The sequence below is a fragment of the Methanothermobacter wolfeii genome, assembly GCF_025397995.1.
Taxonomy (GTDB): domain Archaea; phylum Methanobacteriota; class Methanobacteria; order Methanobacteriales; family Methanothermobacteraceae; genus Methanothermobacter; species Methanothermobacter wolfei.
The window spans coordinates 255,068-280,000 of record NZ_CP104550.1 but is presented as its reverse complement, the minus strand read 5'-3'; the positions used below and the strand labels follow the sequence as shown (position 1 = coordinate 280,000).

32 protein-coding genes and 2 tRNA genes (1 of these 34 running past the window's edge) are annotated in these 24,933 nt (G+C 47.3%); 13 read left to right on the top strand and 21 right to left on the bottom strand.

Going from position 1 to position 24,933, the window contains the following annotated elements:
* Positions 1 to 1,037, top strand: the 3' portion of a protein-coding gene (locus N5910_RS01520) for an archaeosine biosynthesis radical SAM protein RaSEA (protein WP_074358436.1). 31 nt of this gene lie to the left of the window's left edge; the window shows 1,037 of its 1,068 coding nt (coding positions 32–1,068); its start codon lies off the left edge, out of view; the stop codon is at positions 1,035 to 1,037.
* A gap of 27 nt (positions 1,038 to 1,064) precedes the next feature.
* Positions 1,065 to 2,348 (top strand): adenylyltransferase/cytidyltransferase family protein, encoded by a 1,284-nt coding sequence (locus tag N5910_RS01515; RefSeq protein WP_191216352.1) that lies wholly within the window; start codon positions 1,065 to 1,067, stop codon positions 2,346 to 2,348.
* 52 nt (positions 2,349 to 2,400) lie between these two features.
* On the opposite strand, the gene N5910_RS01510 is transcribed toward N5910_RS01515, so the two are convergent.
* From N5910_RS01510 to N5910_RS01475, 8 genes are all read right to left on the bottom strand, one after another.
* A complete protein-coding gene (locus N5910_RS01510) occupies positions 2,401 to 2,592 on the bottom strand; it encodes a hypothetical protein (protein ID WP_074358434.1) in 192 nt (63 codons plus the stop codon).
* 145 nt (positions 2,593 to 2,737) lie between these two features.
* On the bottom strand, positions 2,738 to 3,547 hold the full coding sequence (locus tag N5910_RS01505) for an NAD(P)-dependent oxidoreductase (protein WP_074358433.1): 810 nt from the start codon (positions 3,545 to 3,547) through the stop codon (positions 2,738 to 2,740).
* Positions 3,548 to 3,597: 50 nt separating this feature from the next.
* Positions 3,598 to 4,191 (bottom strand): cytochrome c biogenesis CcdA family protein, encoded by a 594-nt coding sequence (locus N5910_RS01500; protein ID WP_191216351.1) that lies wholly within the window; start codon positions 4,189 to 4,191, stop codon positions 3,598 to 3,600.
* Positions 4,192 to 4,200: 9 nt separating this feature from the next.
* The gene (locus N5910_RS01495; RefSeq protein ID WP_074358431.1) at positions 4,201 to 4,635 is read right to left on the bottom strand and encodes a thioredoxin family protein; all 435 of its coding nucleotides are present in this window, start codon (positions 4,633 to 4,635) and stop codon (positions 4,201 to 4,203) included.
* Between the two features lie 9 nt (positions 4,636 to 4,644).
* A complete protein-coding gene (locus N5910_RS01490; protein WP_074359695.1) occupies positions 4,645 to 5,505 on the bottom strand; it encodes a damage-control phosphatase ARMT1 family protein in 861 nt (286 codons plus the stop codon).
* Between the two features lie 16 nt (positions 5,506 to 5,521).
* Positions 5,522 to 5,722 (bottom strand): MoaD/ThiS family protein, encoded by a 201-nt coding sequence (locus N5910_RS01485; protein WP_074358430.1) that lies wholly within the window; start codon positions 5,720 to 5,722, stop codon positions 5,522 to 5,524.
* A 35-nt stretch (positions 5,723 to 5,757) separates the two neighbouring features.
* Positions 5,758 to 6,678, bottom strand: a complete 921-nt coding sequence (locus tag N5910_RS01480) for a TIGR00269 family protein (RefSeq protein WP_074358429.1) — start codon at positions 6,676 to 6,678, stop codon at positions 5,758 to 5,760.
* A 138-nt stretch (positions 6,679 to 6,816) separates the two neighbouring features.
* Complete coding sequence (locus tag N5910_RS01475) at positions 6,817 to 8,388, bottom strand: dihydropteroate synthase-like protein (protein WP_261599680.1); 1,572 nt, start codon at positions 8,386 to 8,388, stop codon at positions 6,817 to 6,819.
* A gap of 86 nt (positions 8,389 to 8,474) precedes the next feature.
* On the opposite strand from N5910_RS01475, the gene porC reads away from it, so the two are divergent.
* Genes porC through N5910_RS01440 form a run of 7 tightly spaced genes read left to right on the top strand, consistent with a single transcriptional unit; the run spans position 8,475 to position 13,101 of the window.
* On the top strand, positions 8,475 to 9,008 hold the full coding sequence (gene porC, locus N5910_RS01470) for a pyruvate synthase subunit PorC (RefSeq protein ID WP_074358427.1): 534 nt from the start codon (positions 8,475 to 8,477) through the stop codon (positions 9,006 to 9,008).
* Positions 9,009 to 9,013: 5 nt separating this feature from the next.
* Entirely contained in the window at positions 9,014 to 9,259 is a 246-nt protein-coding gene (porD, locus tag N5910_RS01465) for a pyruvate synthase subunit PorD (protein WP_074359694.1), read from the top strand.
* 12 nt (positions 9,260 to 9,271) lie between these two features.
* Entirely contained in the window at positions 9,272 to 10,423 is a 1,152-nt protein-coding gene (gene porA / locus N5910_RS01460) for a pyruvate synthase subunit PorA (RefSeq protein WP_261599679.1), read from the top strand.
* Entirely contained in the window at positions 10,420 to 11,286 is an 867-nt protein-coding gene (gene porB / locus N5910_RS01455) for a pyruvate synthase subunit PorB (protein WP_074358425.1), read from the top strand. The genes porA and porB overlap by 4 nt, the downstream gene beginning before the upstream one ends.
* Before the next feature lie 12 nt (positions 11,287 to 11,298).
* Entirely contained in the window at positions 11,299 to 11,787 is a 489-nt protein-coding gene (locus N5910_RS01450; protein WP_074358424.1) for a 4Fe-4S dicluster domain-containing protein, read from the top strand.
* 11 nt (positions 11,788 to 11,798) lie between these two features.
* The gene (locus N5910_RS01445) at positions 11,799 to 12,230 is read left to right on the top strand and encodes a 4Fe-4S dicluster domain-containing protein (RefSeq protein WP_074358423.1); all 432 of its coding nucleotides are present in this window, start codon (positions 11,799 to 11,801) and stop codon (positions 12,228 to 12,230) included.
* Positions 12,231 to 12,258: 28 nt separating this feature from the next.
* Positions 12,259 to 13,101 carry a fumarate hydratase gene (locus N5910_RS01440; protein WP_074358422.1) on the top strand — a complete coding sequence of 281 codons (843 nt, stop codon included), beginning with the start codon at positions 12,259 to 12,261 and terminating at the stop codon, positions 13,099 to 13,101.
* Between the two features lie 250 nt (positions 13,102 to 13,351).
* On the opposite strand, the gene phoU is transcribed toward N5910_RS01440, so the two are convergent.
* From phoU to N5910_RS01400, 8 genes are all read right to left on the bottom strand, one after another.
* The gene (gene phoU / locus N5910_RS01435) at positions 13,352 to 14,011 is read right to left on the bottom strand and encodes a phosphate signaling complex protein PhoU (protein ID WP_261599678.1); all 660 of its coding nucleotides are present in this window, start codon (positions 14,009 to 14,011) and stop codon (positions 13,352 to 13,354) included.
* Between the two features lie 11 nt (positions 14,012 to 14,022).
* Complete coding sequence (locus N5910_RS01430; RefSeq protein ID WP_261599677.1) at positions 14,023 to 14,457, bottom strand: DUF2226 domain-containing protein; 435 nt, start codon at positions 14,455 to 14,457, stop codon at positions 14,023 to 14,025.
* A gap of 38 nt (positions 14,458 to 14,495) precedes the next feature.
* Positions 14,496 to 15,143, bottom strand: a complete 648-nt coding sequence (locus N5910_RS01425) for a phosphate signaling complex PhoU family protein (RefSeq protein WP_261599870.1) — start codon at positions 15,141 to 15,143, stop codon at positions 14,496 to 14,498.
* Between the two features lie 23 nt (positions 15,144 to 15,166).
* The gene (pstB, locus tag N5910_RS01420; protein WP_261599676.1) at positions 15,167 to 15,919 is read right to left on the bottom strand and encodes a phosphate ABC transporter ATP-binding protein PstB; all 753 of its coding nucleotides are present in this window, start codon (positions 15,917 to 15,919) and stop codon (positions 15,167 to 15,169) included.
* Positions 15,920 to 15,929: 10 nt separating this feature from the next.
* A complete protein-coding gene (gene pstA / locus N5910_RS01415) occupies positions 15,930 to 16,781 on the bottom strand; it encodes a phosphate ABC transporter permease PstA (RefSeq protein ID WP_074358417.1) in 852 nt (283 codons plus the stop codon).
* A 10-nt stretch (positions 16,782 to 16,791) separates the two neighbouring features.
* Positions 16,792 to 17,667, bottom strand: coding sequence for a phosphate ABC transporter permease subunit PstC (gene pstC, locus N5910_RS01410; RefSeq protein WP_261599675.1), 876 nt, complete (start codon positions 17,665 to 17,667; stop codon positions 16,792 to 16,794).
* A gap of 11 nt (positions 17,668 to 17,678) precedes the next feature.
* Positions 17,679 to 18,506 carry a phosphate ABC transporter substrate-binding protein gene (locus tag N5910_RS01405; RefSeq protein WP_261599674.1) on the bottom strand — a complete coding sequence of 276 codons (828 nt, stop codon included), beginning with the start codon at positions 18,504 to 18,506 and terminating at the stop codon, positions 17,679 to 17,681.
* Positions 18,507 to 18,618: 112 nt separating this feature from the next.
* Positions 18,619 to 19,434, bottom strand: a complete 816-nt coding sequence (locus N5910_RS01400) for a phosphate ABC transporter substrate-binding protein (protein WP_191216349.1) — start codon at positions 19,432 to 19,434, stop codon at positions 18,619 to 18,621.
* Between the two features lie 177 nt (positions 19,435 to 19,611).
* On the opposite strand from N5910_RS01400, the gene N5910_RS01395 reads away from it, so the two are divergent.
* Both N5910_RS01395 and N5910_RS01390 read left to right on the top strand, forming a co-directional pair.
* Complete coding sequence (locus N5910_RS01395; protein WP_261599673.1) at positions 19,612 to 20,487, top strand: citryl-CoA lyase; 876 nt, start codon at positions 19,612 to 19,614, stop codon at positions 20,485 to 20,487.
* Complete coding sequence (locus tag N5910_RS01390) at positions 20,451 to 20,720, top strand: 2TM domain-containing protein (protein ID WP_261599672.1); 270 nt, start codon at positions 20,451 to 20,453, stop codon at positions 20,718 to 20,720. Before N5910_RS01395 ends, N5910_RS01390 begins: the two co-directional genes overlap by 37 nt.
* A 31-nt stretch (positions 20,721 to 20,751) precedes the next feature.
* Here the strand turns inward: N5910_RS01390 and N5910_RS01385 are convergent, their stop codons facing one another.
* From N5910_RS01385 to N5910_RS01365, 5 genes are all read right to left on the bottom strand, one after another.
* A complete protein-coding gene (locus N5910_RS01385) occupies positions 20,752 to 21,669 on the bottom strand; it encodes a phosphate signaling complex PhoU family protein (protein ID WP_261599671.1) in 918 nt (305 codons plus the stop codon).
* Complete coding sequence (locus N5910_RS01380) at positions 21,659 to 22,282, bottom strand: hypothetical protein (protein WP_261599670.1); 624 nt, start codon at positions 22,280 to 22,282, stop codon at positions 21,659 to 21,661. Before N5910_RS01380 ends, N5910_RS01385 begins: the two co-directional genes overlap by 11 nt.
* A 149-nt stretch (positions 22,283 to 22,431) precedes the next feature.
* Positions 22,432 to 23,220: a metallophosphoesterase family protein gene (locus tag N5910_RS01375; RefSeq protein ID WP_261599669.1), complete on the bottom strand. Its 789-nt coding sequence runs from the start codon at positions 23,218 to 23,220 to the stop codon at positions 22,432 to 22,434.
* 24 nt (positions 23,221 to 23,244) lie between these two features.
* Positions 23,245 to 23,317: transfer RNA gene (locus N5910_RS01370), tRNA-Thr, on the bottom strand.
* A 35-nt stretch (positions 23,318 to 23,352) separates the two neighbouring features.
* Positions 23,353 to 23,435, bottom strand: a tRNA-Leu gene (locus N5910_RS01365).
* Between the two features lie 101 nt (positions 23,436 to 23,536).
* Between N5910_RS01365 and N5910_RS01360 the strand changes: the two genes are divergently transcribed.
* Positions 23,537 to 23,689 (top strand): 4Fe-4S binding protein, encoded by a 153-nt coding sequence (locus N5910_RS01360; RefSeq protein WP_202879477.1) that lies wholly within the window; start codon positions 23,537 to 23,539, stop codon positions 23,687 to 23,689.
* A gap of 2 nt (positions 23,690 to 23,691) precedes the next feature.
* Positions 23,692 to 24,849: a geranylgeranyl reductase family protein gene (locus N5910_RS01355; protein ID WP_074359692.1), complete on the top strand. Its 1,158-nt coding sequence runs from the start codon at positions 23,692 to 23,694 to the stop codon at positions 24,847 to 24,849.
* Positions 24,850 to 24,933: the final 84 nt, after the last annotated feature.

The following is a 24,933-nucleotide window of genomic DNA, read 5'->3' as shown; positions in this document are numbered from 1 at the left end:
AAAGGGCCATTAAAAGGATGAAGAAGAGGAGCCCTGAAGAACTGGCAACAGCCTGGATGCAGAATGACCTGCTCTATTCTGGGCCTGGAAAGGCAATATTCATGATACTCCCAACCATCGGGTGCTCATGGGCCCTCTCCGAGAGTGGCGGCTGCACAATGTGCAGTTACATATCAGATTCACACCTTGAACCTGTAGGATCAGATAAAATCATTGAAATCTTCGAGAAACTCATCTCAAGGTACGATATACAGGAAAAGACCGCTGTGAAGATATTCACATCAGGAAGCTTCCTGAACCCCGCCGAATTCCCTGAAGATGCAAGAAACCACATACTGGACCACCTTAACACAGTTGATGGTGTTGAGGAGATAATATTCGAATCAAGGCCAGAGTATGTTAAAGAAGAGATACTCAGGGAATGCTGTGCCAGGGCCCCTGATAAAATCCTTGAGGTCAGTATGGGTCTTGAAACACTGGATGAGCGGACAAGACTCATTAAGATAAACAAGGGCTTCAGTAACAGGGACTTTGAAGATGCTGTTAAGATTATAAACAGATTAAAGGATGGATTCATGGTAAAATCAAAGGTTTACATCCTTGTAAAACCCATACTCACCTCAGAGAAGAATGCTATAAAAGAGGCCGTTGATACGGCAGTCTACGCTGAAAAGATTGGTGTTGACAGGGTTTCATTCTGTCCTGTGACCATACACCGGGGAACTTTGCTTGAGGATCTCTGGCGGAGGGGTGCCTACAGACCGCCATGGATATGGAGCCTTGTTGAAATAATAAACAGGACACGTGAATCAGTTTCAATACCATCAATAATGGATACATCGGGTTTTGGAACTTCAAGGGGGCCTTTCAACTGTAAAAAATGTAACAGAGACCTTAAAAAGCTTATAATACGGTCCAACCTTGAACAGGTCCCTGTTCCTGAATATGAATGTGAATGCAGGGCCAGGTGGAGTGCTGAAAGGGAATTTTCAGAGCTCACGGGTTCAGTTGAAATAAGGTACAGTGAAGACACCTGAAACCCTATAGATCATTCGAGGATTCATATGATAGGTATAAGTGCTGATTTTGACCCGGTCCATCTTGGACATGTCCGGCTGATAGAGAAGGGACGGGAAATAGCTGATGAAACAGGAGACGAAGTGGTTATATACCTTAACAAGGATTTCAGTGCAAACCACGCCCCATTCTTTGTCCCCTACCATGCCCGTAAGGAAATGGCCCTTGCTGCAGGCGCTGACAGGGTTGTGCCCATAGAAGGCCTTCATTACAGGCTCACACTGGCCTACACCGTCCCCATACGGATAGCCATGATGATAGAGGATGGAGTGGTTGACTATGTTGATGCTGCCAACGTATCCCCTGACCTGATAATCCGGAAGGCCAGGGATTTCGCATCAAGGGGCATATTCAGCGGCATACCCCGTGAACTGCCAAACAGGAACGTTATAAGATGGTTTGCGGTTAATGAATTCCTTTACGGTAAATACGGCAGAAAGATGAGATTCCATATAATCCCCGAGCTCACGGTTAATGGTTCAAAGATTTCAGGGAGAGAGATAAGGCAGCGCATAATTGAAAATGATATGGAAATACCTGAAGATGTGCAGAAACTCCTACCAGAGACCACGGTGAAGATCCTTGAAAGGGAAATAGATAGGGGAACCGTACCAGGCAGGAGGGACCTTGAAGCCATAACCGGCAGGATGAACAACCTCTCCCAGGCGGATCTCATGAAAATCGCCTACCTGAATGCTGATGCCGTTAACTCCATCATAAAAAACAGGAGATACTACCGGGAGAATCAGATATGGGCTGCCTTCAGGAGGGCAGGTTACGGTCCGGTCCTGACCAGACTTGCCATGAGTTCCCTTGAGATGAACGTTGAAAGGTCTGAGGTGAAGGACCTCATTGACCATTATACAGTAAAGGGGTGGATCCCTCCCGAGCAGAGCACTGAAAGTGTGATGAAAAGGGCATGGTTTGTTTCAGAGAAGGTAAGGGAAGGTATGGATTCCCGTGAAGCCAACAGGATATTTATGGAGAAGCGCCCTGATGTTACCCCCATCAGGTCCTTTGAGGCTGGCTTAAATCTCAGAAAACATGAGGTTAAAGTCCTGAGGGATGGTATGGATGCGGGGATCTACGTGGACCGGCAGGGTGTTCTATCATGTCAGATAAGGGATGGTGTTAAGATAAGGAGCCCCCTTCACCTCAGGGCTCAGCTTGCAACCTACCTGAGATTCATAATCGACTCACATATAATACCATTCCATGGGAAGGTTTTAAGGAAGAAGGAAGGTTTCAGGATTCTTATAGATATCGGTTAAATTCAAGTATTCCCTTTTTTCAGCAGCTCCCGGCCTGATTTGTCAATTATCATCATTTATTCCTTTTTTCAACAACAGGACATTTCCAGTCCCTGCAGAAAGTCATAACCATCTTACCGGAATCTGTGATGATATAAATCCGCCAGCACTCATCGTCATACACCTTAAACCTGACATCAACCACCTTTCTGCCAACGAGCTCCATAAGATTTTCAGCACATTCCCTCTCAAAGCTGGATGTCATCTAGTCACCATAGGGTTATATGTGTCTCCTAATTTATATCAGTGTCTATAATTACATGACCAGCCCATGGCGGCCCCCAAGGAACTGATAAATGGATAATCACCCGCCTACTCCTTCATCTCAGCAGATGCCATTAGATTCCTAATCACCTTACTGCTTCAAGTATGTCCCTGTAATCTTCACTTTCATGGGGTAATTCCATACTTGAGATTCTCTTAAAGACCTTCATGATACAGCCGGTCATGACAGGGTCCATCACGGTTGATAGCATTTTTTCAATTTCATGAATTTCCTCGTAACGTCTTTCTGCGTGTCCTGCTGAACTCTTAATCCTTGAAATGGATGATTTCCTGAAATCATCCCCTTCAGTATATTCAAGGACCTCCAGAACGTCCTCTTCCAGACCCATCCGGTATGCTGCAAGGAGTGTCTCCCATAGGAGTGCTGAAACACCCTTGGTGTAGCTGCTACGGAGCATTTTAAGGGCCGATGCATCCCCCACCCTGGAACCCCTCAACTCAATATTGAGGCCGTAGTCGTTGAGTGCCATGAAATCCCCTGCATGTTCACCGGAGGCTATTATCCTCACATCCGCCCCTTTTCTCCTTACACTGCCCATTATGGCTGCATCCACAACCCTCCCATTTTCTATGTATGAAAGGGCCCTTTTAACTGTCAGGGGTGCGATATTATTTACATCAACATATGTTCCCCTCACATGGGCTCCTGCCATCCTTGCAGCATCAACTGCAGAGGCCGGTGTTACAGCGGATATTATTATATCTGCAGAATAGACCTCCTCTGGTTCTGAGTCAGTTACACCAAGTTCCCGTGCTCTCCTCATGGTCCCCGGGCTTCTGCCCTCCAGGGATGTGAATACCTCGGCCCCCTCCTGGATCAGACGAGCAGCCAGTGTGTGGGCGACCTCACCGAAGCCTATGAATCCAACCCTCAAAGATATCACCTCTTCCTATGATCCTATTGAATCATCATTAATTAAATACATCACCGGATGATGAGCTGGTAGAGCATGTAGACCCCTGCAGTTATTATCAGGGCACCTGAGAACTTCCTGATGTATTCAGTCCCTGCCATGACCCTTCTTATGGTGATATCTGCTGCCAGGTAGACCATGAATAGGGCTGACCAGAATCCTGCTGTGTAAAGGCCCATGTTAACTGCGCTGAAGATTACAGCTTCTCCTGCAGCAGAGTATGCCATGAGACCAAGGAGGTAGGGACTGTAACATGGCGTCCATGCAAGGGAAGTTAACAGTCCCTTCAGGAATGGATTTTCTGTTAAAGGGACTCTGAAGGACACTCCTGGAGTCCATTCAGTTAAAAGTAAGTAACCCATCAGAATCAGAAGAGAGGAGCTTACAATCCTTGCATAGAGGAGATAGTGGGTGACTGCTGCTGTGAATATGGCTGTGAGTGTGATTATGAAGATAAATATGGTCATGAAACCAGCGAAGAAGATTATCGTGTCCTTCCCCCCGCCCCTTACCGCCTCTGAAATAAGGACCGGTACGAGGGGTATTATGCATGGTGACAGGACCGAAAGGACGCCTGCCATGAATGAAAGGATGTATGTCTGCATTTGGACTCCTCAGAGGAAGGACATGAGCTCCTGGGGGCTCATATAGCCCTCAGATCTCCTTATCTGGTTTCCAGATGAGTCGAGTATTATTATGGTTGGAACACCGTATATCCTGTACTCTGATGATAATTCAGGGTTTGAGTCTACATCGATTCTGACACCGATATAGTTCTCTGAAATCCTTTTCATTACCTCATCATTCTGAAGGGTGTCCTCCTCCATCTGCCGGCACGCAGGACACCACGAAGCGGAGAATATAACCAGAACATCCTTACCGGTCACTGATGCCTTCTCAAGGGCCTTATCAAGGCTTGTGTGCCATTCAAATCCATCTTCCTTCACTGCAGGGTCAGGGCTGCTGTGGGGCTGTGAAAAGTAAATTATAAGCACAGCAAGGACTCCCATCAGAAGACCTGCCATGACCCATTTTTTTAACTCATCCATAAATGACTCCTAAATTTTTACTGCGACATTATCTCCCCTTTCAACTCCCATGTCCCTTGCAATTGCATGGCACTTGGCATTGAGGAGGCAGAATGTTTTCCTTGAGACCTCAGGCATCTCAGTGAGGCCCTCGTAGTTGCCCATGCCCTTTGCAATTACAAGTTCTGCTTCCTCAAGGGTTTTCCTGAATTCATCTGAGATTTCACTGTAGACAACACCGACCGAGTCCGTGCCTGTTGTAATGATGTCAGCCAACTCATCTATACCCGCCTCAAGGGCATCCTCCATGCATGCATCATTGAGTATGGGTCTGCCCTTAACAGCAACCTTCACGCTGACATCATAGTCGAGTAGTTTTTCGATGAGAACCCTGTCAAAGAGTATCTCACCGGTATTGTCCACCAGGTAGAGGACCTCACCGGCATCATCCAGCATCTCCTCAAGGAGGGGGACATGGTTTATCCTGAGGGGTGATCTGAAGGATTCCTCTATACCTGTATGGTGGTCGAAGTCCATGCCGAGGGCTCCGAAGTCTATTATGTTTCCTGTTATAGCAACCCTGACGTGGCTTTCAAGGTCCCGGTGTTTCCTGAGGTACTTCTCTGCCACGGGAATGAATTTCCCTGCAATATCAGTGGATCTCCTCTTGAGGGGGAGGTAAGGATCCTTTATACCCGTCATTTCCTTTATTAATCTGTGGACTGCGGTTCCAATTTCATTTGAGACCATCCCATCAGTGAACCTTTCATTTAAGAGTTCAAGGATCTTCTCCATGACCCTGAGTTTGAGTTCTTCATCATCGGTTGCAAGGTCCAGGGCCTCCCTTGCCTGCCTCATGAAGCATGGTGCGCATTCATAGTAGACCTTCATCCTGATAACCCCCGGTTCATCCACCGTATATTACCCTTATAACCTCAATGATGTCTCCATCACTGATTTCATCTTCCTCGATTATCAGTTCACCGTTCTTCCTGATAACAACAGTTTCGATGGGAATTTCAAGTTCATCCAGAACATCCTTAACTGTTTTGTTCTCTTCTGATTCCATTATCCTCTTTTCATCATCGATTATGACCGTGAATTTCATGCTTACACCACCTTTTTGCTCATATCAGGGTGCCTTCAGTCCTCACCCTTCAGTTCTGAGAGGAAAGTGCATGCCTTGCACAGGTCTCCTGCTGAGGGTTCACCGCATTCCATACAGGTCCCTGATTTCTGTGTGGATGAGAACTCTGCCCTGATGACGTCCCTTATCCTATCAAATCCCCTGAGGGTGGAGTACATTATTGTTGGTCTCTTGACGGATATCTGTTTCAGGAAGTCCCCAATCTCCCTTCTGAAGGATCCTGATGCATAGGGACATCCTGCCAGGTGAGCTTCAAGTCCCCTGGCAAGGACATAGAGGCCCACCTCCCTTTCCGGGATCTCCCTGAGGGGTTTTATCTTCGGTATAAATTTTCCGCCGGCGGATGACGTTATGGGACCTATCCTTGTGAGGTTCTCGATGTTTCCTTCAAGGTAGTTCATGACTATGGCCTGGGTTTCATCGTCCAGGTTATGGCCTGTGGCTATCTTTGTTGCCCCTATCTTTTTAGCCTCCCTGTTGAGTATCCACCTCCTGAAGACACCGCAGTAGGTGCAGGCCCCCCTTGAGGGGTTCTGCATGATCTCATCAAGGGTTATGCCGAGGTATTCCCTGAAGCTCACAGTCCTGTGGGGTATCTCCCTCTCAGTGCAGAACCTTTCAGCTATCCTCACACCGTCCTCACGGTAGCCTCCTATGCCCTCGTCTATGGTTACCGCTTCCAGTTCTATCATGTTTCTCTGCCGGAGCTCGTCAAGTATATCCGTGACCATGATACTGTCCTTTCCTCCGGACAATCCCACAAGTACCCTGTCACCGCGTTCTATGAGTCCCTGTCTCCTTATATCCCTCATAACCTTCTTTCTGGTGGTCTCTATGAAGCACTGGCTGCAGAGTACCTGTCCTGAATATTTCCTATTTATTATAACCTTTTCAGAGCCACATCTCGTGCACTGCATCAGTTAAACTCTCCCTGTAAAACCTTTATCCAAACCACATCCCGTAAATGCAACGGTTGAACTCTCCCTGTGAAAGCCTTATCCAAACCACATCCCGTACAATACATCAGTGAACTCTCCCTGTGAAAATGAGTGCATTTACATGGGAAAGAGTTTTCTGAAGAGTTCAAAGTCCTGTACGTAACCTTTACCTGTCTTCAGGGCGATTTCAGCCTTCTGTAGTTCTGCCCCAAGGTATGCTGCATGTTCCATTCTGCTTACAAGATTTCTATTGATGATTTCCTCATATATTTTTTTAGCACTGTCTGATGTGATGGTCACCACAGGCTCCATTTTATCGTATAGAACCGCCCTTATCATCCCATCCTCCACCGTAATCTTGAAGCTGCCCTTCCTGTCCCTTACGAATTTCATACCCCCCTCGGCCATGATTACAGGTACATTGATGTCCTCCTTTATCCCCCGAATCGGTCTTTTGTCCTTGAAGAGTACAAGGTTTATTCCAAGGTCCTTGGGCACGGATCCCCTGTTCTCTGCAAGGAACATCATCTTGGATGCCACAGAGAGTTCATAGACGCTTCCCCTTGTCTTGCCGCTCTCTTCGGGTGTGAAAAGTACGCTGACACCAAGTTCCATTCCAATACTTGCAAGGAGTGCGTTGACACCTGTTGAGTCTGTATCAAGGAGTTCTGTGACGTTCCCGATTCCAAAGAATACAGGTTCAGGGTTTCTTTCAGCATAATTCCTGCAGGCGATGATGGATTCCACTATGCTTCTGCTGTTAACCGGGTCAAGGACAGGGTCTGCAATAACATCCAGTCCATGGCATTTTCTCCGGAGCTCCTCAAGGGATCCAACCCTCTCCTCAGGTGTCTCAGGGACCCACCCCTCACTGTAATCTGTTGGGAGGATCACCGCCGGCACACTGTTCTTTTTAAGGACACCCATGACCTCCCTGTAGTTTCCATGGTCAAGGCTGAGGATCATGTCAGCACCGCATTCTGCCGCGACTTCAATTTCAGAGGGGTTGAGGCTGTCAATGCTGACCGGTGTGTTGCCTGCAGCCGAACGTGCAGTTTCAATTATCTCCGGGATCATGTCTGAATTGTCCTCTCCTGCTATCATTCCAAGGTCGATCATGTCTGCGCCGCTTCTTATGAAATACTCTATCCTTGCCTTCAGTTTTTCCTCAGACAGGAAGGGTGCGTTTGCAACCTCTGCAAGGACCCTCATTGGAAAGTCCCTTCCAACAGGCAGTCCGCCGACAAGTATGTTTTCATCCCTTTCAAGGAGCCTCTTCCTCCTTTCAACATCCTTTTCAAAGTCTTCTATGAACTTCAGGGCTCTTTTTCTCTGCTCCTCCTCTATTAATTTATCTGCAGGTTTCTTTGTTGATAGTTTAAGTTTTTCAAGGAGGTCCAGGACTATGGGGAGGTCAGCTGCATCTGTAGGGCCCTTATAGGCAGGTATCCCTGTTTCGTCCTTTATTATTCCGGCATCCTTCGGTATGAGTCCTGGTATGATTATGATGTCTGGTTCATCTGATGCCGAAAAGTTCATCTTACTGATCTCAGATATTATCCTTCGTGGTGTTAAAAAGGCCGCGATCGGGATTTCAACGACGTGAACATGAACCTCATGGTCTGAAACAGATGATGCCTGCCTCACGGTGCTTTCTGCGAGTTTTCCTGTGATTATAAGGACCTTCATTTCATTACCCCTATTAATTTTAATGGACCAACATGTATATATATTAAAAATTTATAATGATTAACAATGAGAAATGGAGGTAAACTATGATCGAAATTCGCTTTCATGGACGCGGTGGGCAGGGCGCTGTTACAGCGGCAGAGATTCTAGCCAAAGCTGCCTTCGAAGATGGTAAATATTCACAGGCATTCCCCTTCTTCGGTGTTGAACGTAGAGGCGCTCCCGTTATGGCATTCACAAGAATTGATGATAAGCCAATAAGAAGGCGTTATCAAGTTTATAATCCTGATTATGTACTTGTACTTGACGAAGGACTTCTTAATGTTGTTGATGTATTCTCAGGTATAAAGGATGGGGGTGTGGTCTTACTGAACACCGCAGGGACTTTCAGTTCAGAGAAGGCCGAGGTGTACACAATCGATGCCACAGGAATAGCCCTTGAGAAACTTGGAAGACCCATCGTAAACACGGTGATGCTTGGTGCCTTTGCAGGGGCAACAGGTATCGTTGGTATTGACTCCCTTATAAAGATCATAAAGGAAACCTTCCCCGGCGCCATAGGGGAAAAGAACTCAGAGGCTGCTGAGGTCGCCTATGAAAAAATGAAGGGTTCAAGGTGAAGATGATGGAATCACTTGGAGCAACTGTCAGGGAACCAGGAAGCACACGTAAAAATAAGACGGGCAGCTGGAGGACATTTAAACCTGTTCTCGATAAGGATAAATGTATAGACTGTGATAACTGCATCCTTTTCTGCCCCGAAGGCTGCATAAATAAGGAACATGACATTGACTATGATTACTGTAAGGGCTGCGGGATATGTGCAGAGGAATGCCCCGTTAAAGCAATCAAAATGGAGAGAGAAAAGTAGGAGAGACTTTAAATGGTTCTTAAAGTTATATCCGCAAATCAGGCCGTTGCAGAGGCTGTTAAACTTGCAAAGCCAGAAGTCATCCCGGTCTACCCCATAACCCCCCAGACATCCATATCAGAGTACCTTGCAAAGTTTGTAGCCGACGGCGAACTCAGAGCAGAATACATAAGGGTTGAATCAGAGCACAGCGCCATGAGCGCATGTGTGGGTGCTTCAGGCGCCGGTGCCCGTGTATTTACAGCCACATCATCCCAGGGGCTGGCACTCATGCATGAGATAATCTATGTGGCAGCAGGGCTCAGGAACCCTATTGTAATGGCAAATGCAAACCGTGCCCTCTCAGCCCCGCTTAGCATATGGAACGACCAGCAGGACTCAATAGCTGAAAGGGACTCTGGATGGATGCAGATATACGTGGAGAACGGGCAGGAAGCCCTTGACTCAGTACTCCTATCCTACAGGGTCTCGGAGGACAGCGACGTGCTCCTGCCAAGCATGGTCTGCTTGGATGGATTCATACTGACCCATACAGTTGAACCCGTAGATATACCCTCCGAGGATGATGTCGCGTCATTCCTGCCCGAATTCCAGCCACAGGCTGTCCTTGACCCTGAAACACCCATGTCACTGGGGACCTTCACGGACCCTGAATATTACATGGAGGCACGATACGAGATTGAAATGGCCATGGAGAATTCCAGAAAGGTCATTGAAAGGGCTAACAGGGAGTTCATGGAAATATTTGGCAGGGAATACGGTTTTGTTGAGGAATACAGGTGTGAAGATGCAAGCATAGTGCTTGTGGCCATGGGATCAGTCTGCAGCACCATAAGGGAGGTTGTTGATGACCTCAGGGACAGGGGAGTTAATGCCGGACTCCTCAAGGTGAGGATACATAGACCATTCCCTGTCAAGGAGATTGAGAAGGCTGTTAGGAATGCTGATAAAATCGCGGTGCTTGATAAAAACATAACCTTCAGTGTTGGAGGAGCCCTCTACACAGAGATCAGGGCAGCCCTTCCTGATAAAGAAGTTTATGGCTTCATAGTGGGTCTCGGTGGACGGGACATCACACCGGCACATATTGAGGAGATTGTTGAAAAAACAGAGAATCCTGAAAGGAATGTTACATGGATTGGCCTCAAGGAGGAATCACGATGAAAATACCTGAAGAAGAATTTCTGGCCCCCGGACACCGCGGATGCGCTGGTTGCGGTGCAACAGTTGGAGTCAGACTTGCGCTAAAGGTTCTGGGTAAGAACACGGTCGCGGTTTCAGCCACAGGATGCCTGGAGGTTATAACAACCCCCTATCCTGAAACTGCATGGGAAATACCCTGGATACATGTGGCATTTGAAAACGCTGCTGCGGTGGCATCAGGGGTTGAGAGAGCCCTAAGGGCAAAGGGAAAGGACGATGTTAATGTTGTGGCCTTTGCAGGTGATGGTGGAACAGCAGACATCGGACTGCAGGCACTCTCAGGTGCAATGGAGAGGGGCCATAACATAATCTACATCTGCTATGATAACGAGGCCTATATGAACACGGGTATACAGAGGAGCGGTTCAACACCCTACGGTGCCTCAACAACAACATCACCCCATGGAAAGGAAAGCTTCGGTGAGGACAAGCCAAAGAAAAACATGCCCCTTATAATGGCGGCCCACGGGGTGCCCTACGTTGCAACAGCATCCATATCCTACCCTGAGGACTTCATGGAGAAGGTTAAAAAGGCAGCTGAAACAGATGGCCCCGCATACATACACCTCCATCAGCCATGCACAACAGGGTGGGGCTTTGATCCGTCAAAGACCATCGAGCTTGGAAGGCTTGCAGTTGAGACAGGATCCTGGATACTGTATGAGATAGATGATGGGGAGTTCAGGGTCACCTACAGGCCCGTCCAGAGAAAACCAGTTGAGGAATACCTGGACGCCCAGAAGAGGTTCAGGCACCTTACAGAGGAAGAGAAGGCGAAGATCCAGGAGTATGTTGACAGGGTCTGCGCGGATCTCAGGATATGAGGGGGATGTGGTTTGCAGAAAATCGTTATTCAGCCAGAACTCTGTGATGGCTGCAGGGACTGTGAGGAGGCCTGTGAAAAACTTTATGGCGCCTCAAGGATAATGATCCGGGAGGTTGAAGGAGTATACTATCCAATAATATGCCAGCAGTGCGAAGACGCCCCCTGCAGAACAATATGTCCCACCGAGGCCATTGATGATGACGTTAACCCTGAAAGGTGCATCGGATGCGGGCTCTGCATGCTGGTATGCCCCTTCGGTGCCGTGGTTATGGAGGGCCGCAAGGCCCAGAAATGCAACCAGTGCCCTGACCTTGATACACCTGCATGTGTAAAGGCATGTTCAAAGAGGGCCCTCAGCAAGATAGACACTGAGAAACTCAAACTTGAAAAACAGAACAGGTTCATATCAAAAATGTCAGGTGTAAGTAAGGGTCAGAGGAGATCCGACGTCCTGGACATCCTCACAGCCAAGAGGAAGGCCCGGCAGAAACTTGAATAGGAGGATAAACAATGAAAGAACTGGTTTCAAGCCCGGAACTCTGTGACGAGTGCATGCGCTGTGAAAGGATCTGCCCCAGAAACGCCATAAGGGTCATAGATGGTGTTCCTGTTTTCTGCATGCACTGTGCCCCTGAGAGAGCCCCCTGCCTTAACATATGCCCTGAGGATGCCATAACTGAAATCGATGGGGCCATAGTCATCCTCCAGGAGAAGTGTATTGGTTGCGGACTCTGCCGGGACGCATGCCCCATAGGCGCAATAACCATCAACGAGAGGGGCTGTGCAGTGAAATGCGACCTCTGCGTGGACAGGGAGAAACCCCTCTGCGTTGCTGTATGCCCGAAGAACGCCCTCAGTGAAAGTTCGGAGGACATGATGGCAGCGAAGAGGGAGAAGATAGCGGAGGAGCTCAGCCGCCTCAAAAAGATAATGAAATACTAGACTTTTTTTAGATTTATATGGTGATTCCATGATAGGTCAGGAAAGAATCCAGGAGACAGTGTGCCGTTTATTTAAGGAGGCCGTTACCAGTATACCAGAAGACGTTACCCTTGCACTTAAAAAGGCCTATCTCAGGGAGGAAGATGAGCTGGCCCTCCTTAACCTGAAGGCAATCCTTGATAACATCGAAATGGCCCGAAAGGAGGAGGTTCCTGTGTGTCAGGACACGGGACTCCCCATAGTATTTGTAAGGCTCGGTGACGTGAAGGTTGAAAACCTCTATGAAGCCGTGGCTGAGGGTGTTAGAATGGCCACCATGGAGGTGCCCCTCCGACCGAACGTTGTGGATCCCCTTAGCAGGGAGAATACAGGGACAAACACCGGCCACCTCATACCCCAGATTGATGTGGAACTCGCTGACACCGACAGCCTCGAGATAACGGTGCTGCCCAAGGGCTTTGGTTCTGAAAACAACAACGCCCTCATGATGGGTCTTCCTGGAGATGGAATTGATGGTGTTAAGGACTTTGTGGTCAGGACCGTGCTTGCTGCCGGTGGAAAGCCCTGCCCCCCCGTGATTGTTGGCGTTGGTATCGGGGGATCATCAGACCTTGCAATGAAACTCGCCAAGAAGGCCCTTCTTGGACGCGTGGGTGAAAGAAACCCTGATGAAACCCTCGCAGCCCTTGAAGAGGATATACTGAGATCAATAAATGACTCAGGGATAGGACCCATGGGTATGGGTGGGAGGACAACCGCCCTGGATGTTAAAATAAAAACAGCCCATACGCACACTGCGGGTCTCCCTGTGGGTGTCTGCATACAGTGCTGGGCGGCAAGAAGGTCAACCACAATCCTCAAGGATGAATAATCAGTATGCGAGTGCTGATTCAGTTCTTAATTTTTCCAATCCACCAAGTTAAATCATTATTTTTTAAGTGAATAACAGAATCTGATGTGTGGGTTTAGAAATATATTATTTTAAGTGAATAACAGGATTTATCTGATTTAGAAGGCTAAATCATTATCTGGTACTGAAAAAAAGCCATCAGTGAAGAGCAGAAAGCACCTTAACTGAATAAAAAACATATGAGGAAAAATAAAAGGTGTGAGTGTCAGGTTTATGGTTTTTCACAGGTTATCATGAAGATTGTCCTGTCGGCTATGCTGACTGCCCTGTCCCCGACCCTCTCAAGGAATCTTGCTATGAATAGGAGGTTAACCAGGTAGGATATTGCCTCCTTATCCCTGAACATGCTTGCTGTTACATGTTCAAGGGTCTGGTCGAAGAGATCATCAACCTTGTCATCGTCGTGTCTGAGTTCCCTTGCCATGTCCATGTTCTGGTCAAGGAAGGCGTAGATACCCTTTGAGAGCATCATCTGGACAAAGTCAGACATGTGCTTCAGGTCCTCAAGGGGTTTTTTCGGTATCTCCTCATCCTTCAGCTTCTCAGCGGCCTCTGCTATGTTGGCTGCCAGATAACCTATCCTTTTAAGATGGCTTCCAACCTTGATACATGCCTCTATGAATCTCAGGTCACCTGCAACTGGCTGTTCAGCTGCAATAAGGCTTATTGATTTTCTTTCAAGGTCGAATACCATTTCATCGATGAGCTTGCTGTTTCTGATGACCTTTTCCTTCTTTTCATCATCATACTCCATGAGGAGGTCAACAGCGAGTTTATGAGTCTTCAGAGTTTTCTGTGAAACCTCCTCCATGTCCTTTCTGAGATCCTTAAGTCTTTTGCGGAACAATATCCGCGGGTATTTCTTTTCCATTAAAAACCCTCCTATGATTTATAATCGTTGATAAGTCTTTCAATGGCCTCGTCACCTGGGACCTGTATCCTGTACTTTTTAAGGAGTTCCTCCCTGGAGGATACATCAGGAAACATCTCATTGAGTATAATTTCTGCCTCAATGGGTATTGAAAGTTTTGATTCATCGTTCAGTTCAATGAGTGTCCTGAAAAGATCCTCATCGGCTTCATACACCTCAATGAGTGAATCCTGGTTTATTTCAATTTTTTCCATGGCAGTATGGCCATTGTTCTCCTCAAGGGTGTTGAGGTCAAGGTGCCATGCCCCCACTATCCTTTCATTCTCAAGGAATACTATGGACTCGGTGTCACCGTTAAGTACCCTTATATATGCAAATTCAGGGAGTGATGACCTTTTAAGGACGCTGTAATCCATCTTCTTTGGGTTGTCAAAGGGTAACCACATTTAATCCCCCCAATACTTGCAGTAGAACACCATTAGACCTACTTCATGAGCACACTGTAGAAGACCTTATGATGTATCACCCCTTTACCCACTATCATGTATGCTATCCTGTCATCCATACCCAGTACATGGTGGCCCATACTGAGAAGGTTCCTTGCAACAAGAAGGAGGTTGCCTGATGATTCGATGAAATCCTTCTGGGATTCATAGAGCTGATTATAGAACTCCTGAAGCTGAAGATAATTCTTTGTGGAACGTTTAAGGAGCTGGATGTCCCTGTTCATAAGGGCACCCAGACCATCCTTTATCATCTCCTGTACCGTCTGGGACATGAACTCGATGTGGGGGGGTATTACAGAATCCTGGCTGTCAATGGCATACCTTGCAATATACGCTGACAGTATGTTTATCCTTTCAAGTTCTATGGCTGTTCTAAGTATGCTTGACGCCATCCTGAGGTCCTTTGCAACCGGCTGGTGCAGTCCGAGTATTTTAAGGCATTCATCCTCTATCCTGTAGCTCCTCTCATTAACACCGGATGTTGTCTCTATTAGTTTCCTTGCAGCCTTCACATCCTTTTTAATATAAACTGATACGGATCTCCCCACCCTGTCTGAGGTTTCCGCACCATACACCACAGCCTCATTAGCCACCTTTAAAAGCTTGTTCTCAAGGATAACACCCATCAATTAGTTCACCATTAAAATTTTTAGCCGAATCTGCCGGTTATATAATCCTCAGTCCTTTTATCCTTGGGCTCTATGAATATCTTCTCTGTAAGGCCGCTTTCAACGATTTCACCGTGCAGGAAGAAGGCCGTGTACTTTGAAACCCTCGTTGCCTGCTGCATGTTGTGGGTTACGATGATTATGGTGTAGTCCCTTTTCAGTTTATGTATAAGGTCCTCTATCTTGGTGGTTGATATCGGATCAAGGGCTGAGCATGGTTCGTCCATCAGTATAACCTCAGGTTCAATGGCTATGGTCCTTGCAATGCAGAGCCTCTGCTGCTGACCCCCTGAGAGTCCGAGGGCTGATTTATCAAGTTTGTCCTTGACCTCATCCCAGAGGGCGGCTGCCCTGAGGCTCTCCTCCACCCTTTCCTCTATGAAGTCCCGGTCGGTGTGACCGTGGACCCTGAGACCGTATGCAACGTTCTCAAATATGGACTTGGGGAAGGGGTTGGGTTTCTGGAATACCATCCCCACCTTCTTACGTAGCTCAACAACGTCCATGTCAGGGTCGTAGATGTCCTTTCCATCAAGGTAAACCTTTCCCTCATGTCTGAAACCGGGGATTACATCATTCATCCTGTTAAGGGTCCTTACGAAGGTGGATTTGCCGCACCCTGATGGTCCTATAAGGGCTGTGACCGTGTTAGTTGGAATCTTCAGATTTATGTCCTTCAGTATATGGGCCTCGTCAAAGTAAACATTGAGGTCTTCAACTTCGATTCTGTACATTTTATCACCTCTATCTTCCCATCATCTTCTGCCTGTACCTGTCAACGAGGGTATTGGTCAGTACCGTGATTGCAAGGACGATTATCACCAGGACCGCCGCGGTTCCATAGGCATTCTGAAGTGAAAGTCCCTCCGTGGCAAGGATGTACAGGTGAAGCGGCAGGGGCCTTCCAGGGTCGAATATCGAGACAGGCATTGCAAGGGCTGATCCCACAACGAACATCACCGCCGCTGCCTCTGATATTGCCCTCGCCATCCCCAGGATGACACCCGTTGTTATACCTGGCAGGGCTGCCGGTACAACGACACGGTAAATTGTCTCCCATTTTGTTGCCCCCAGTGCAAGGCTCCCCTCCCTGTATGACTGGGGAACTGTCTCAACCGATACCTGTGCAACCTGGAATATTGTGGGGAGGGCCATGAGGGCCAGTACAAGGCCCCCTGAGAGGATGGTCCATCCAAGACCCAGGAAAACCACGAAGAATGATAGGCCGAAGAGCCCGAAGACTATGGATGGGATGGATGCCAGTGTCTCCGCGCCGAACTTTATGAGTTTCACTATCCGTTCTTCTGTGGCGTATTCTGTCATGTATATTGCCGCACCCACTCCCATTGGTGTTGCGATTATACCTGCAATGAGGGTTACGTAGATGCTCGATACTATCATGGGGGCGATTCCGCCGGCCCTTCCAGAGTCAACCGGTTCTGATAGGATGAACTCTGGGGTCAGTGCCGGGAACCCCTTTAAAATTATGTAACCGATTATAACGAGGAGTATGAGTACCGTTACAAGCCCTGAAGCCCAGAATACTGCGTTCATGATTTTCTGGCTCGTCTTTGGTGATATTATCCTGAATGACATGGTTATCCTCCTAGAGGTATCCTCCACCCACCACTATCTTCTTCTTGTAGTGGAAGTAGTTTGCAATGACAAGAAGGACCATTATCATCACAAAGAGGATTATGGCTGTCCCGAAGAGGGCGCTGTAGTGCAGTCCTGTTGCGTATCCCATTTCAAGGGCTATGTTTGATGTCAGGGCCCTTACAGGGTCTAGTATGGATGATGGGATCTGGGTAACGTTTCCTGCGACCATTATAACGGCGAGGGTCTCCCCGATTGCCCGGCCCATCCCGAGGATTATGGATGTGATTATGCCTGGTATGGCTGCCGGGAATATGACTCGCCTTATGGTCTGCCACTGGGTTGCTCCCAGGGCTAGGGATGCCTCCTTGTATTCAAGGGGCACCGATCTTATGGCGTCCTCGGATACGCTTATTATCGTTGGCATTATCATGACTGTGAGTATCAGTGATGCTGTGAGCATCCCGAAGCCTGTGCCGCCAATGTTTTCCCTCACAAAGGGGACCAGTATTATCAGGCCAAAGAAGCCGTAGACAACTGAGGGTATTGCGGCAAGGGTCTCTATAACAGGTTTCAGGATTTTGCGCATCAGTTGAGGCGCCACCTCAGCCATGAATATTGCGCATAGAATTGATAATGGAACTGCTATTGCAAGGGAGAGGAGGGTGATGCAGAGGGATCCTACAATCATGGTGAAAACACCATATTTACCATCAGATGGCGCCCAGTCCAGTCCAAATATGAACTGAAGGACCCCATATTCCTGCAATACCGGGAATCCTTCCCTGAAGATGAAGATTATGATGAGAAGGATCGTGATGATGGAAAAGATTGCGACTATAAAAAGACCCCTCTCAATCAACATTTCCCTTGTTCTGCTAATCATTCCTATACCTCCTATGTGTCATCTGAAACATTTGCTATTGCAGGAACAACCTTCTGGCTCCTGACGATTGCCTGACCCTCAGGTGAAAATACCCAGTCTATGAAGTCCTTAACAGCACCTTCCGGTTCTCCCTTTGTAAGGAACTCGAAGGGTACAACAAGGGGGTAAGAACCATCTGCCACCGTGGTCTCTGAGGGTGTGACATCATTCACCTCAAGGGCCTTTACATCAGGGCTCATGTGGGCCATTGAAACAAATCCTATGGCATACGGATCACTCTTTACTGCCTGCTTTACAGACTCGGTGGATCCCTGTACGATTGCATCGGATCTTATCTTCGTATTCTTCATCACAAGACTCACGAATGAACTCCGTGTTCCTGATCCTTCCTCACGGACTATGACATGTATCTCGGCATCAGGACCGCCAACTTCCTTCCAGTTCCTGATCTTGCCGCTGAATATGTCCCTGAGCTGTTCATCTGTAAGATCATCAACGGGGTTTCTGTGGTTTACCGCTATTATTATGCCATCCTTTCCTATTACGTACTCCCTGAGATCATCCTTTTCTTCAGGTTTAAGGGCCTTTGAACTTGTTCCTATATCAACCACTCCCTGCTGAGCCGTCCTTATACCCATACCTGAACCGCCGCCCTGAACATTTATCCTTACGTTTGGGTGTTTCTTCATGTATTCAGCGGCAAGTTTCTCTGCCACCGGCTGAACAGAGGTTGAGCCTGCAATTTCGATTCTCTCATAGTTGGCTCCTGGCTTTATCATGAAGTAAGCAAGGGCTATGATAATGATGATTATGATAAGGTTCCTGATCTTTACATCCATCTCCATCACCTTCACTTTATGATTTCACCTATTGCCTAATAAAGTTCACCGGAGTGGAGGTGACGGGATGAAAAATAAATAATGTACCGGGCCCCTGAGGGCCGCTTTAAGATCATGCCTTTGCAGGTACAACCTTTTCTGATTTGACTATTTCCTGACCTTCGGGGCTGAGTACCCAGTCAATGAAGTCCTTGACTGCTCCCTGGGCACTTCCCTTAACCAGGAAGAGGAATGGCCTCTGTATCTTGTAGGATCCATCTGCCACTGTCTGCTCAGATGGTGCTACTCCACCAATCTTCAGGGCCTTTACTGTTTCATCGAGGTTTGCAAGGGATATGAAGCCTATGGCATTAGGGTCCTGTTTCACTGCCTGTTTAACAGCCTCTGTTGAGCTTTCGACGATTGCGTCCTTCTTGATCTTGGTTTCCTTGCCCATGACTATTTCTTCAAAGGCCTTCCTGGTTCCTGAACCATCCTCACGGGTGACAACTGTTATCTTTGCATCTGCTCCGCCGACTTCTTTCCAGTTGGTTATCTTACCACTGAATATGTCCTTCACCTGGTCGGCTGTAAGGTCTTCCACGCTGTTCTTGCTGTTTACGATGATTGCTATTCCGTCCTTTCCTATGAGGTACTCTGTAAGACCCTTTTTCTCATCATCCTTGAGTTCCTTTGAACTTGTTCCAATGTCTGCTGTGCCATCCTGGGCACTCTTTATACCTACACTGGAACCCCCACCCTGAACGTTTATTTTAACGTTCGGGTGTTTCTTCATGTATTCAGCGGCAAGTTTCTCTGCCACCGGCTGAACAGAAGTTGAACCAACGATATCTATCTTTTCCTGCTGTCCGCCACCTCCAAGTGCCAGTACAGCTCCTGCAATTATTACAATTGCAACGACTACTCCTATGATCAATCTGGTGTCCATTTTATCACCTCACACTTTACCTTGTCACGACCCTATTTAAAATTTACTATTTTAGTGTACTTGATTACCTATTTTGTGAACTAAATTTCTGACAGGGATAATTTGGTTCACAATAAGTGAAAACTGATACACCAAATGTACCAAAATATAAATACGGGTAGATATTATAGGAGATCCATGATAACTGAAGGAATGATAAACGATATACTGAGAACCCGAAACCCAAAGTGGAGGACTTCTATTACTCGTGTTGAGCCTAATCGTATTGTTACCAAGGGTTATTCTCAGGAGGAGCTTATTGGTGGTGTTTCTTTTTCTGAGATGGTGTATCTTCTGATCAGGGGTGAGCTTCCCTCTGAGAATGTGGCCAGGATGCTGGAGGCTGTTCTGGTTTCCTTCTGTGATCATGGTGTTACTCCTCCCAGTATTCAGGCTGCGCGTATGATTGCTTCTGCCGGTTCTCCGGTGCATGCCTGTATCGCCGGGGGGCTCCTGGCCTTTGGTAAGAACCATGCAGGGGCCATTGAGCGTTCCATGAAGCTCTTCCAGGACACCATCTCAAAATGCAGCTGTGAGGATGATATACCCTCTGCTGCCAGGGAACTGGTTGACGACCACCTCAGGAGGAACCGGAGGATTCCTGGTTTCGGTCACAGGTACCATAACGCCGATCCCCGCGCCATCAGGCTCCTTGACCTGGCCGAGGAGTACAGCTGCATAGGACCCCACACCCGCCTGGCTATGGAGGTCCAGGAGATACTTGTTGAGGAGAAGGGCGTCCGGATGAACGTTGACGGCGCCAACGCAGGAATACTCTCGGACATGGGATTCGACTGGAGGACAGGAGCAGGATTATTCATGATAGGACGCCTGCCAGGACTCATATCCCACGTATACGAGGAGAAGGTCAGGGAACCCGCCTTCAGGAAATTCTTCGACATCGAAGAAATACACTACGACGGAGAAGAAGAAAGAATAATAGGAAGTTCAGAGAAAACACTTTATGGTGTTGAAAAATGCAGGACCCATACGAGAGAGCCCGGAAAAGAGTGAAGGAACTTAAGGAATTCTACATGCACCTATCTGTTTTTGCAGCCGTCAACCTCACCCTTTTCCTCATAAATCTTGTTTCAACCCCCGGACGCTGGTGGTTCTACTGGGTGACGGTATTCTGGGGTATAGGACTGATATGGCACGCCTTCGGCGTATTCATAGAGGATAGATTATTCGGGAAGGAATGGGAGGAGAAAAAGATAAGGGAGTACATGGAGAAGAACAAAAAATAATTTTTTTCTAAACCCCCAGATTTCTAAAGGCTTATTCAAAATCAAACTCTTTCTCCCGTCTTCTGAAGCGTTCAGGTGTTGTGGTCCTTGGAATGTTTCTGTAGTACTCGCCTGCCGTGTCAAATATCTCTATGGATATATCCGCAATCCTCTCAAGGGTTTTAACGATCCTTGAAAGGGAAATATAATAGGTTGAACGCTCCTTATCCTCAAAGGGTGTCTCCGCCATCTGAGTCGCCACACAGTTAAGGGCGCTCTTCTGGACCCTGTGTATCTCATCTTCAAGGGACATGAGGCGGCCCTTGAGTTCAAGCTTCTCATTCAGAAATGCTTCCATTGCGGTTTCCAGCATTTCAATGGCGATGGAAAACATTTTCCTGAGGTAATCCATCATTGCAGGGTCAACCTCATAGGCCTCCTTTATAACAAAGTTCGGCATTATTGCAGAGTGGTCACCTATCCTTTCAAGGTCATAGGCTATCTCGGTGAAGTTCATGGTCTTGCTGAACTCTGAGTATGGGTTCATTGATATGGCGGTATCAACAGACGCCCTGACCTTCTCATGCATCGTGTTTGTTATGTAATCCATCTTAAGGGCATCATTTGCAAGTTCCTCATCGTATTCCTCAAGGGATTTAAAGGAAGCCCTGAGCTGTTTGCAGACATGACTGGCCATGTCCCTCAGCATCTCCTTTATGAAGAAGCTTCCAGCATATTCCCTTGAGGTTATCTCCTCATCAAAAAGATCAGGGAACTCCTCTAATCTCTTGATGTCCACTATATACGCCCTTCTCACCAGGCCCTCCTTTATGAGTGGCTGGAGGAGCTTGGTAACGTACCTTCTTGTTATCCCAAGGCGTTCCGCGATTTCATCCTGGGTTGATGGATTCTCATAGAGTATAACATCTATTATGGATTTGAGTGTTGCATTCTTTGTCTTATTTTTCATTCTCTTCAGACACCTCTTCTTCCCTTACGATAACAACTGAATCCTTCAGTATTGATATGACCATGTAACTCAGGACCAGGATCACTGCTAAAGCAATCAGGATATCAAATTCATAGAAAACCGTCCTGTAAATTGTCACAATGGGTGACTGCACATCCACAAGGCCCCTCAGGAGAATGATAAATCCCATGATGATGAGGATGTGTCCATAGGACTTCTTTATGGTCTCAGGCTGCAGAAGCGGATATATCCCCATCACCATAAGCCCGACCCCCACCGACCTGAAGAGGTTCCATGCTGTTGCCTCCTCAAGCAGGTAGAATATCTGCTGGGGCTTCCAGTAGAAATTGCCGAGGAGGTATATGGCTTCAATTACTACTATTATCATGAGGGGAATTGCAAATACAACTCTGCTCTCAACCCTTTCAGTTTTAACATTCTTGAGGGGCTCCCTGAAGTAGTATGAAAGGAGCTGATATAGCATTGACCCTATAACGGCACCTATAACTGTTCCTCCGACTCCTATCTTTGAGGTTGTGAATGCGACTATTCCTGATATGATCCCCGCCATGATTATGTCAAAGGCCCTGGTCAATGCAACCACCCTCTTCATATTTTGAGTATTTAGTTTCTCTATTAGAGAACATTAGGTCATGGTTATATTAATCCTTTGCCATGATATGCCCAGATATTGGTGATGAAAAAACATGAGCCAATTTCTTCAGCTGCATGTGCATGCTGAACACATCTAGGAGAACATCATCATACTGAATGTCTGTAGGAGCATATCCGGTACTCATCATTCTCCACACTGACAGAATAATTTGCGATCTCCCTCTTTGAACCATTCTCAGTATTTATAAGGTCCACTGCAATCATTTCATCGTTTATTCTGAGCTGGTTATGGGATGGGAATGTTTCACCCCTCAGTTTCCTTGTTGTCGCTGTTCCCGAGTTGAATGTCACCATACCCTCAATCATCCAGACATTTGGGACATGTTTGTGGCCGTTAAGGACAAAGTCAACGCCGTATTCATTAAGAAGCCTTAGAAGATCCCCTGAATCAAGGAGTATGTTCCTTTCACGACCGGTGTTGGGTATGGGAAGGAGGTGGTGGTGGAAGGTGACTATCTTACAGAGATGATCAGGGACTCTATCCAGCTCCCTTCGAAGCCACTCGAGCTGATCCATACCTATCTGGCCATCATTTATATCGGGTTCCGATGAATCCAGGCCTATAACTGCAAAGTCTGAGTCATGGTGGACAAACTTCCTGTTGCCTATGAGCTTCTCGAAGTGTACAAGTCCAACATTCCTAGCATCATGGTTGCCCGGGATTATGTAGGTTGATGTTATCTCCCTCAGCGCATCTGCAAAGGCAGCTGCAAGTTCATATTCATGGGCATAGCCCTCTGTTGTCAGGTCACCTGAAACAACTATGAGGTCCGGGTTTTCATCCTCAAGCTGCCTGATAAGGTTATCCTTGAGGGTGTCTGAGAAATTCTTTTCACCGAAGTGTATATCAGAAATCTGTGAAATCTTTTTATCCATTAAAACACCTTAAAATCAATGAAAAGCCTTAGGCGGGATTCGAACCCGCGACCTATGCCTTACCAAGGCATCGCTCTACCACCTGAGCCACTAAGGCACTGTATTTTAAATAATAAGGGTTGAAATTCATAGTGCAGGGGAAGGGATTCGAACCCTCGAAGGCCTGCGCCAGAGGATCTTAAGTCCTCCCCCTTTGGCCGCTCGGGCACCCCTGCATAGTAATTGATAGTAGTAAAAAGTGATATATTAATTTAACGGTCATAATAAACTGACCGTATAATAAATATGATCATCATATCTACTCATGGTGATCTCCTTGAAGCATGAAAGGTCAAGGTGTATGCTCTGCGGTGCGTGCGAAAACGTCTGTCCATATGACATAATCGAAGCCGGAGCGAAGCCTAAAGATGAATGCAGAGGCTGCGGACGCTGCGCAGCAGTCTGTCCCGTGGATGCTATTGGGTGTTGATGATGAACTACGATGTGGTTGTTGCCGGTGGACGGGTGGCTGGATCCATATTCGCATATCATGCTGCAAAGAAAGGGCTGAGGGTGATTGTGGCTGAAAAGAACCCTGAAATAGGAGTCCCTGTCCAGTGTGCAGGAGGAGTCAGCGACAGTTTCTTCAGGTCCATGGACATCAAACCCCTCCCTGAATTCACCTACACAAGGATAAGGGCCGCGGCCATCAACTCCCCATCCGGTGCAAGGATAATAACAGAAAACCCCATCATAAGGGGATATACAATTGAAAGGAAGGTCTTCGACAGGTACCTTGCATTGAGGGCTGCTGAAGCCGGGGCCGACATAACCGTAAATACAAGGGTGGAGGGCCTACTCCTCGATGAAGGCTCCGTCACCGGTGTGAATCTCAGGGGGCCAGATGGCAGCAGGGATGTGAGATGCAGGATGGTCATTGCAGCGGATGGCATCAGCTCCAGGGTTGCCAGGATGGCCGGACTGGACACTCGATTCAGGCCAGAGGACATCTGCTCCTGTGCCCAGTACGAGATGGTGGGTGTTGATGTTGAGGATGATATGATGGAATTCTACTTCGGTAGCCAGGTGGCGCCCTCAGGTTACCTCTGGGTGTTTCCCCGGGGCGATGGGAAGGCCAATATAGGACTGGGTATGCGGAGAAGGAGCTGCTCAGAAAGGGGGCCCCTCCATTACCTGAAAAGATTCACGGAAGGAATGGGATATCAGAGGACAGAGTTTGTTGCTGGTGCAGTTCCTGTTGGAGGTCCTGTGGAGAAAACATACACAGATGGCATCCTTGTTGTGGGTGATGCTGCAGGACAGGTAGACCCCCTTACAGGTGGAGGCATACACATCGCAGCAGAATGTGCAAAAATAGCGGCAGATGTGTCTGCAGATGCAATAGAAAGTGACAGGACAGATAGCGAGTTCCTTTCAGAGTATCAGAGAAGATGGTATGATAAAATCGGGCGCAACCTTAAAAGATCACTTAAATATAGGAGGGTCCTTGATGATCTTGGTGACGATGAACTTGATCAACTCATAGGATCCTTAGAAGGAAAAGACTTAAGTTCAATCTCAAAGATATCTCTTCTGAAAGCCCTCAGGGAATATCCTTCAATAATTAAAATACTGAAGGAGATGCTCTGAAACTAATAATTCTAAAACATATATCATTACAGGTGATTCTGTGTTCAAAGCTGGAAGGGAAAGGCTGTACCTTGCAATTATACT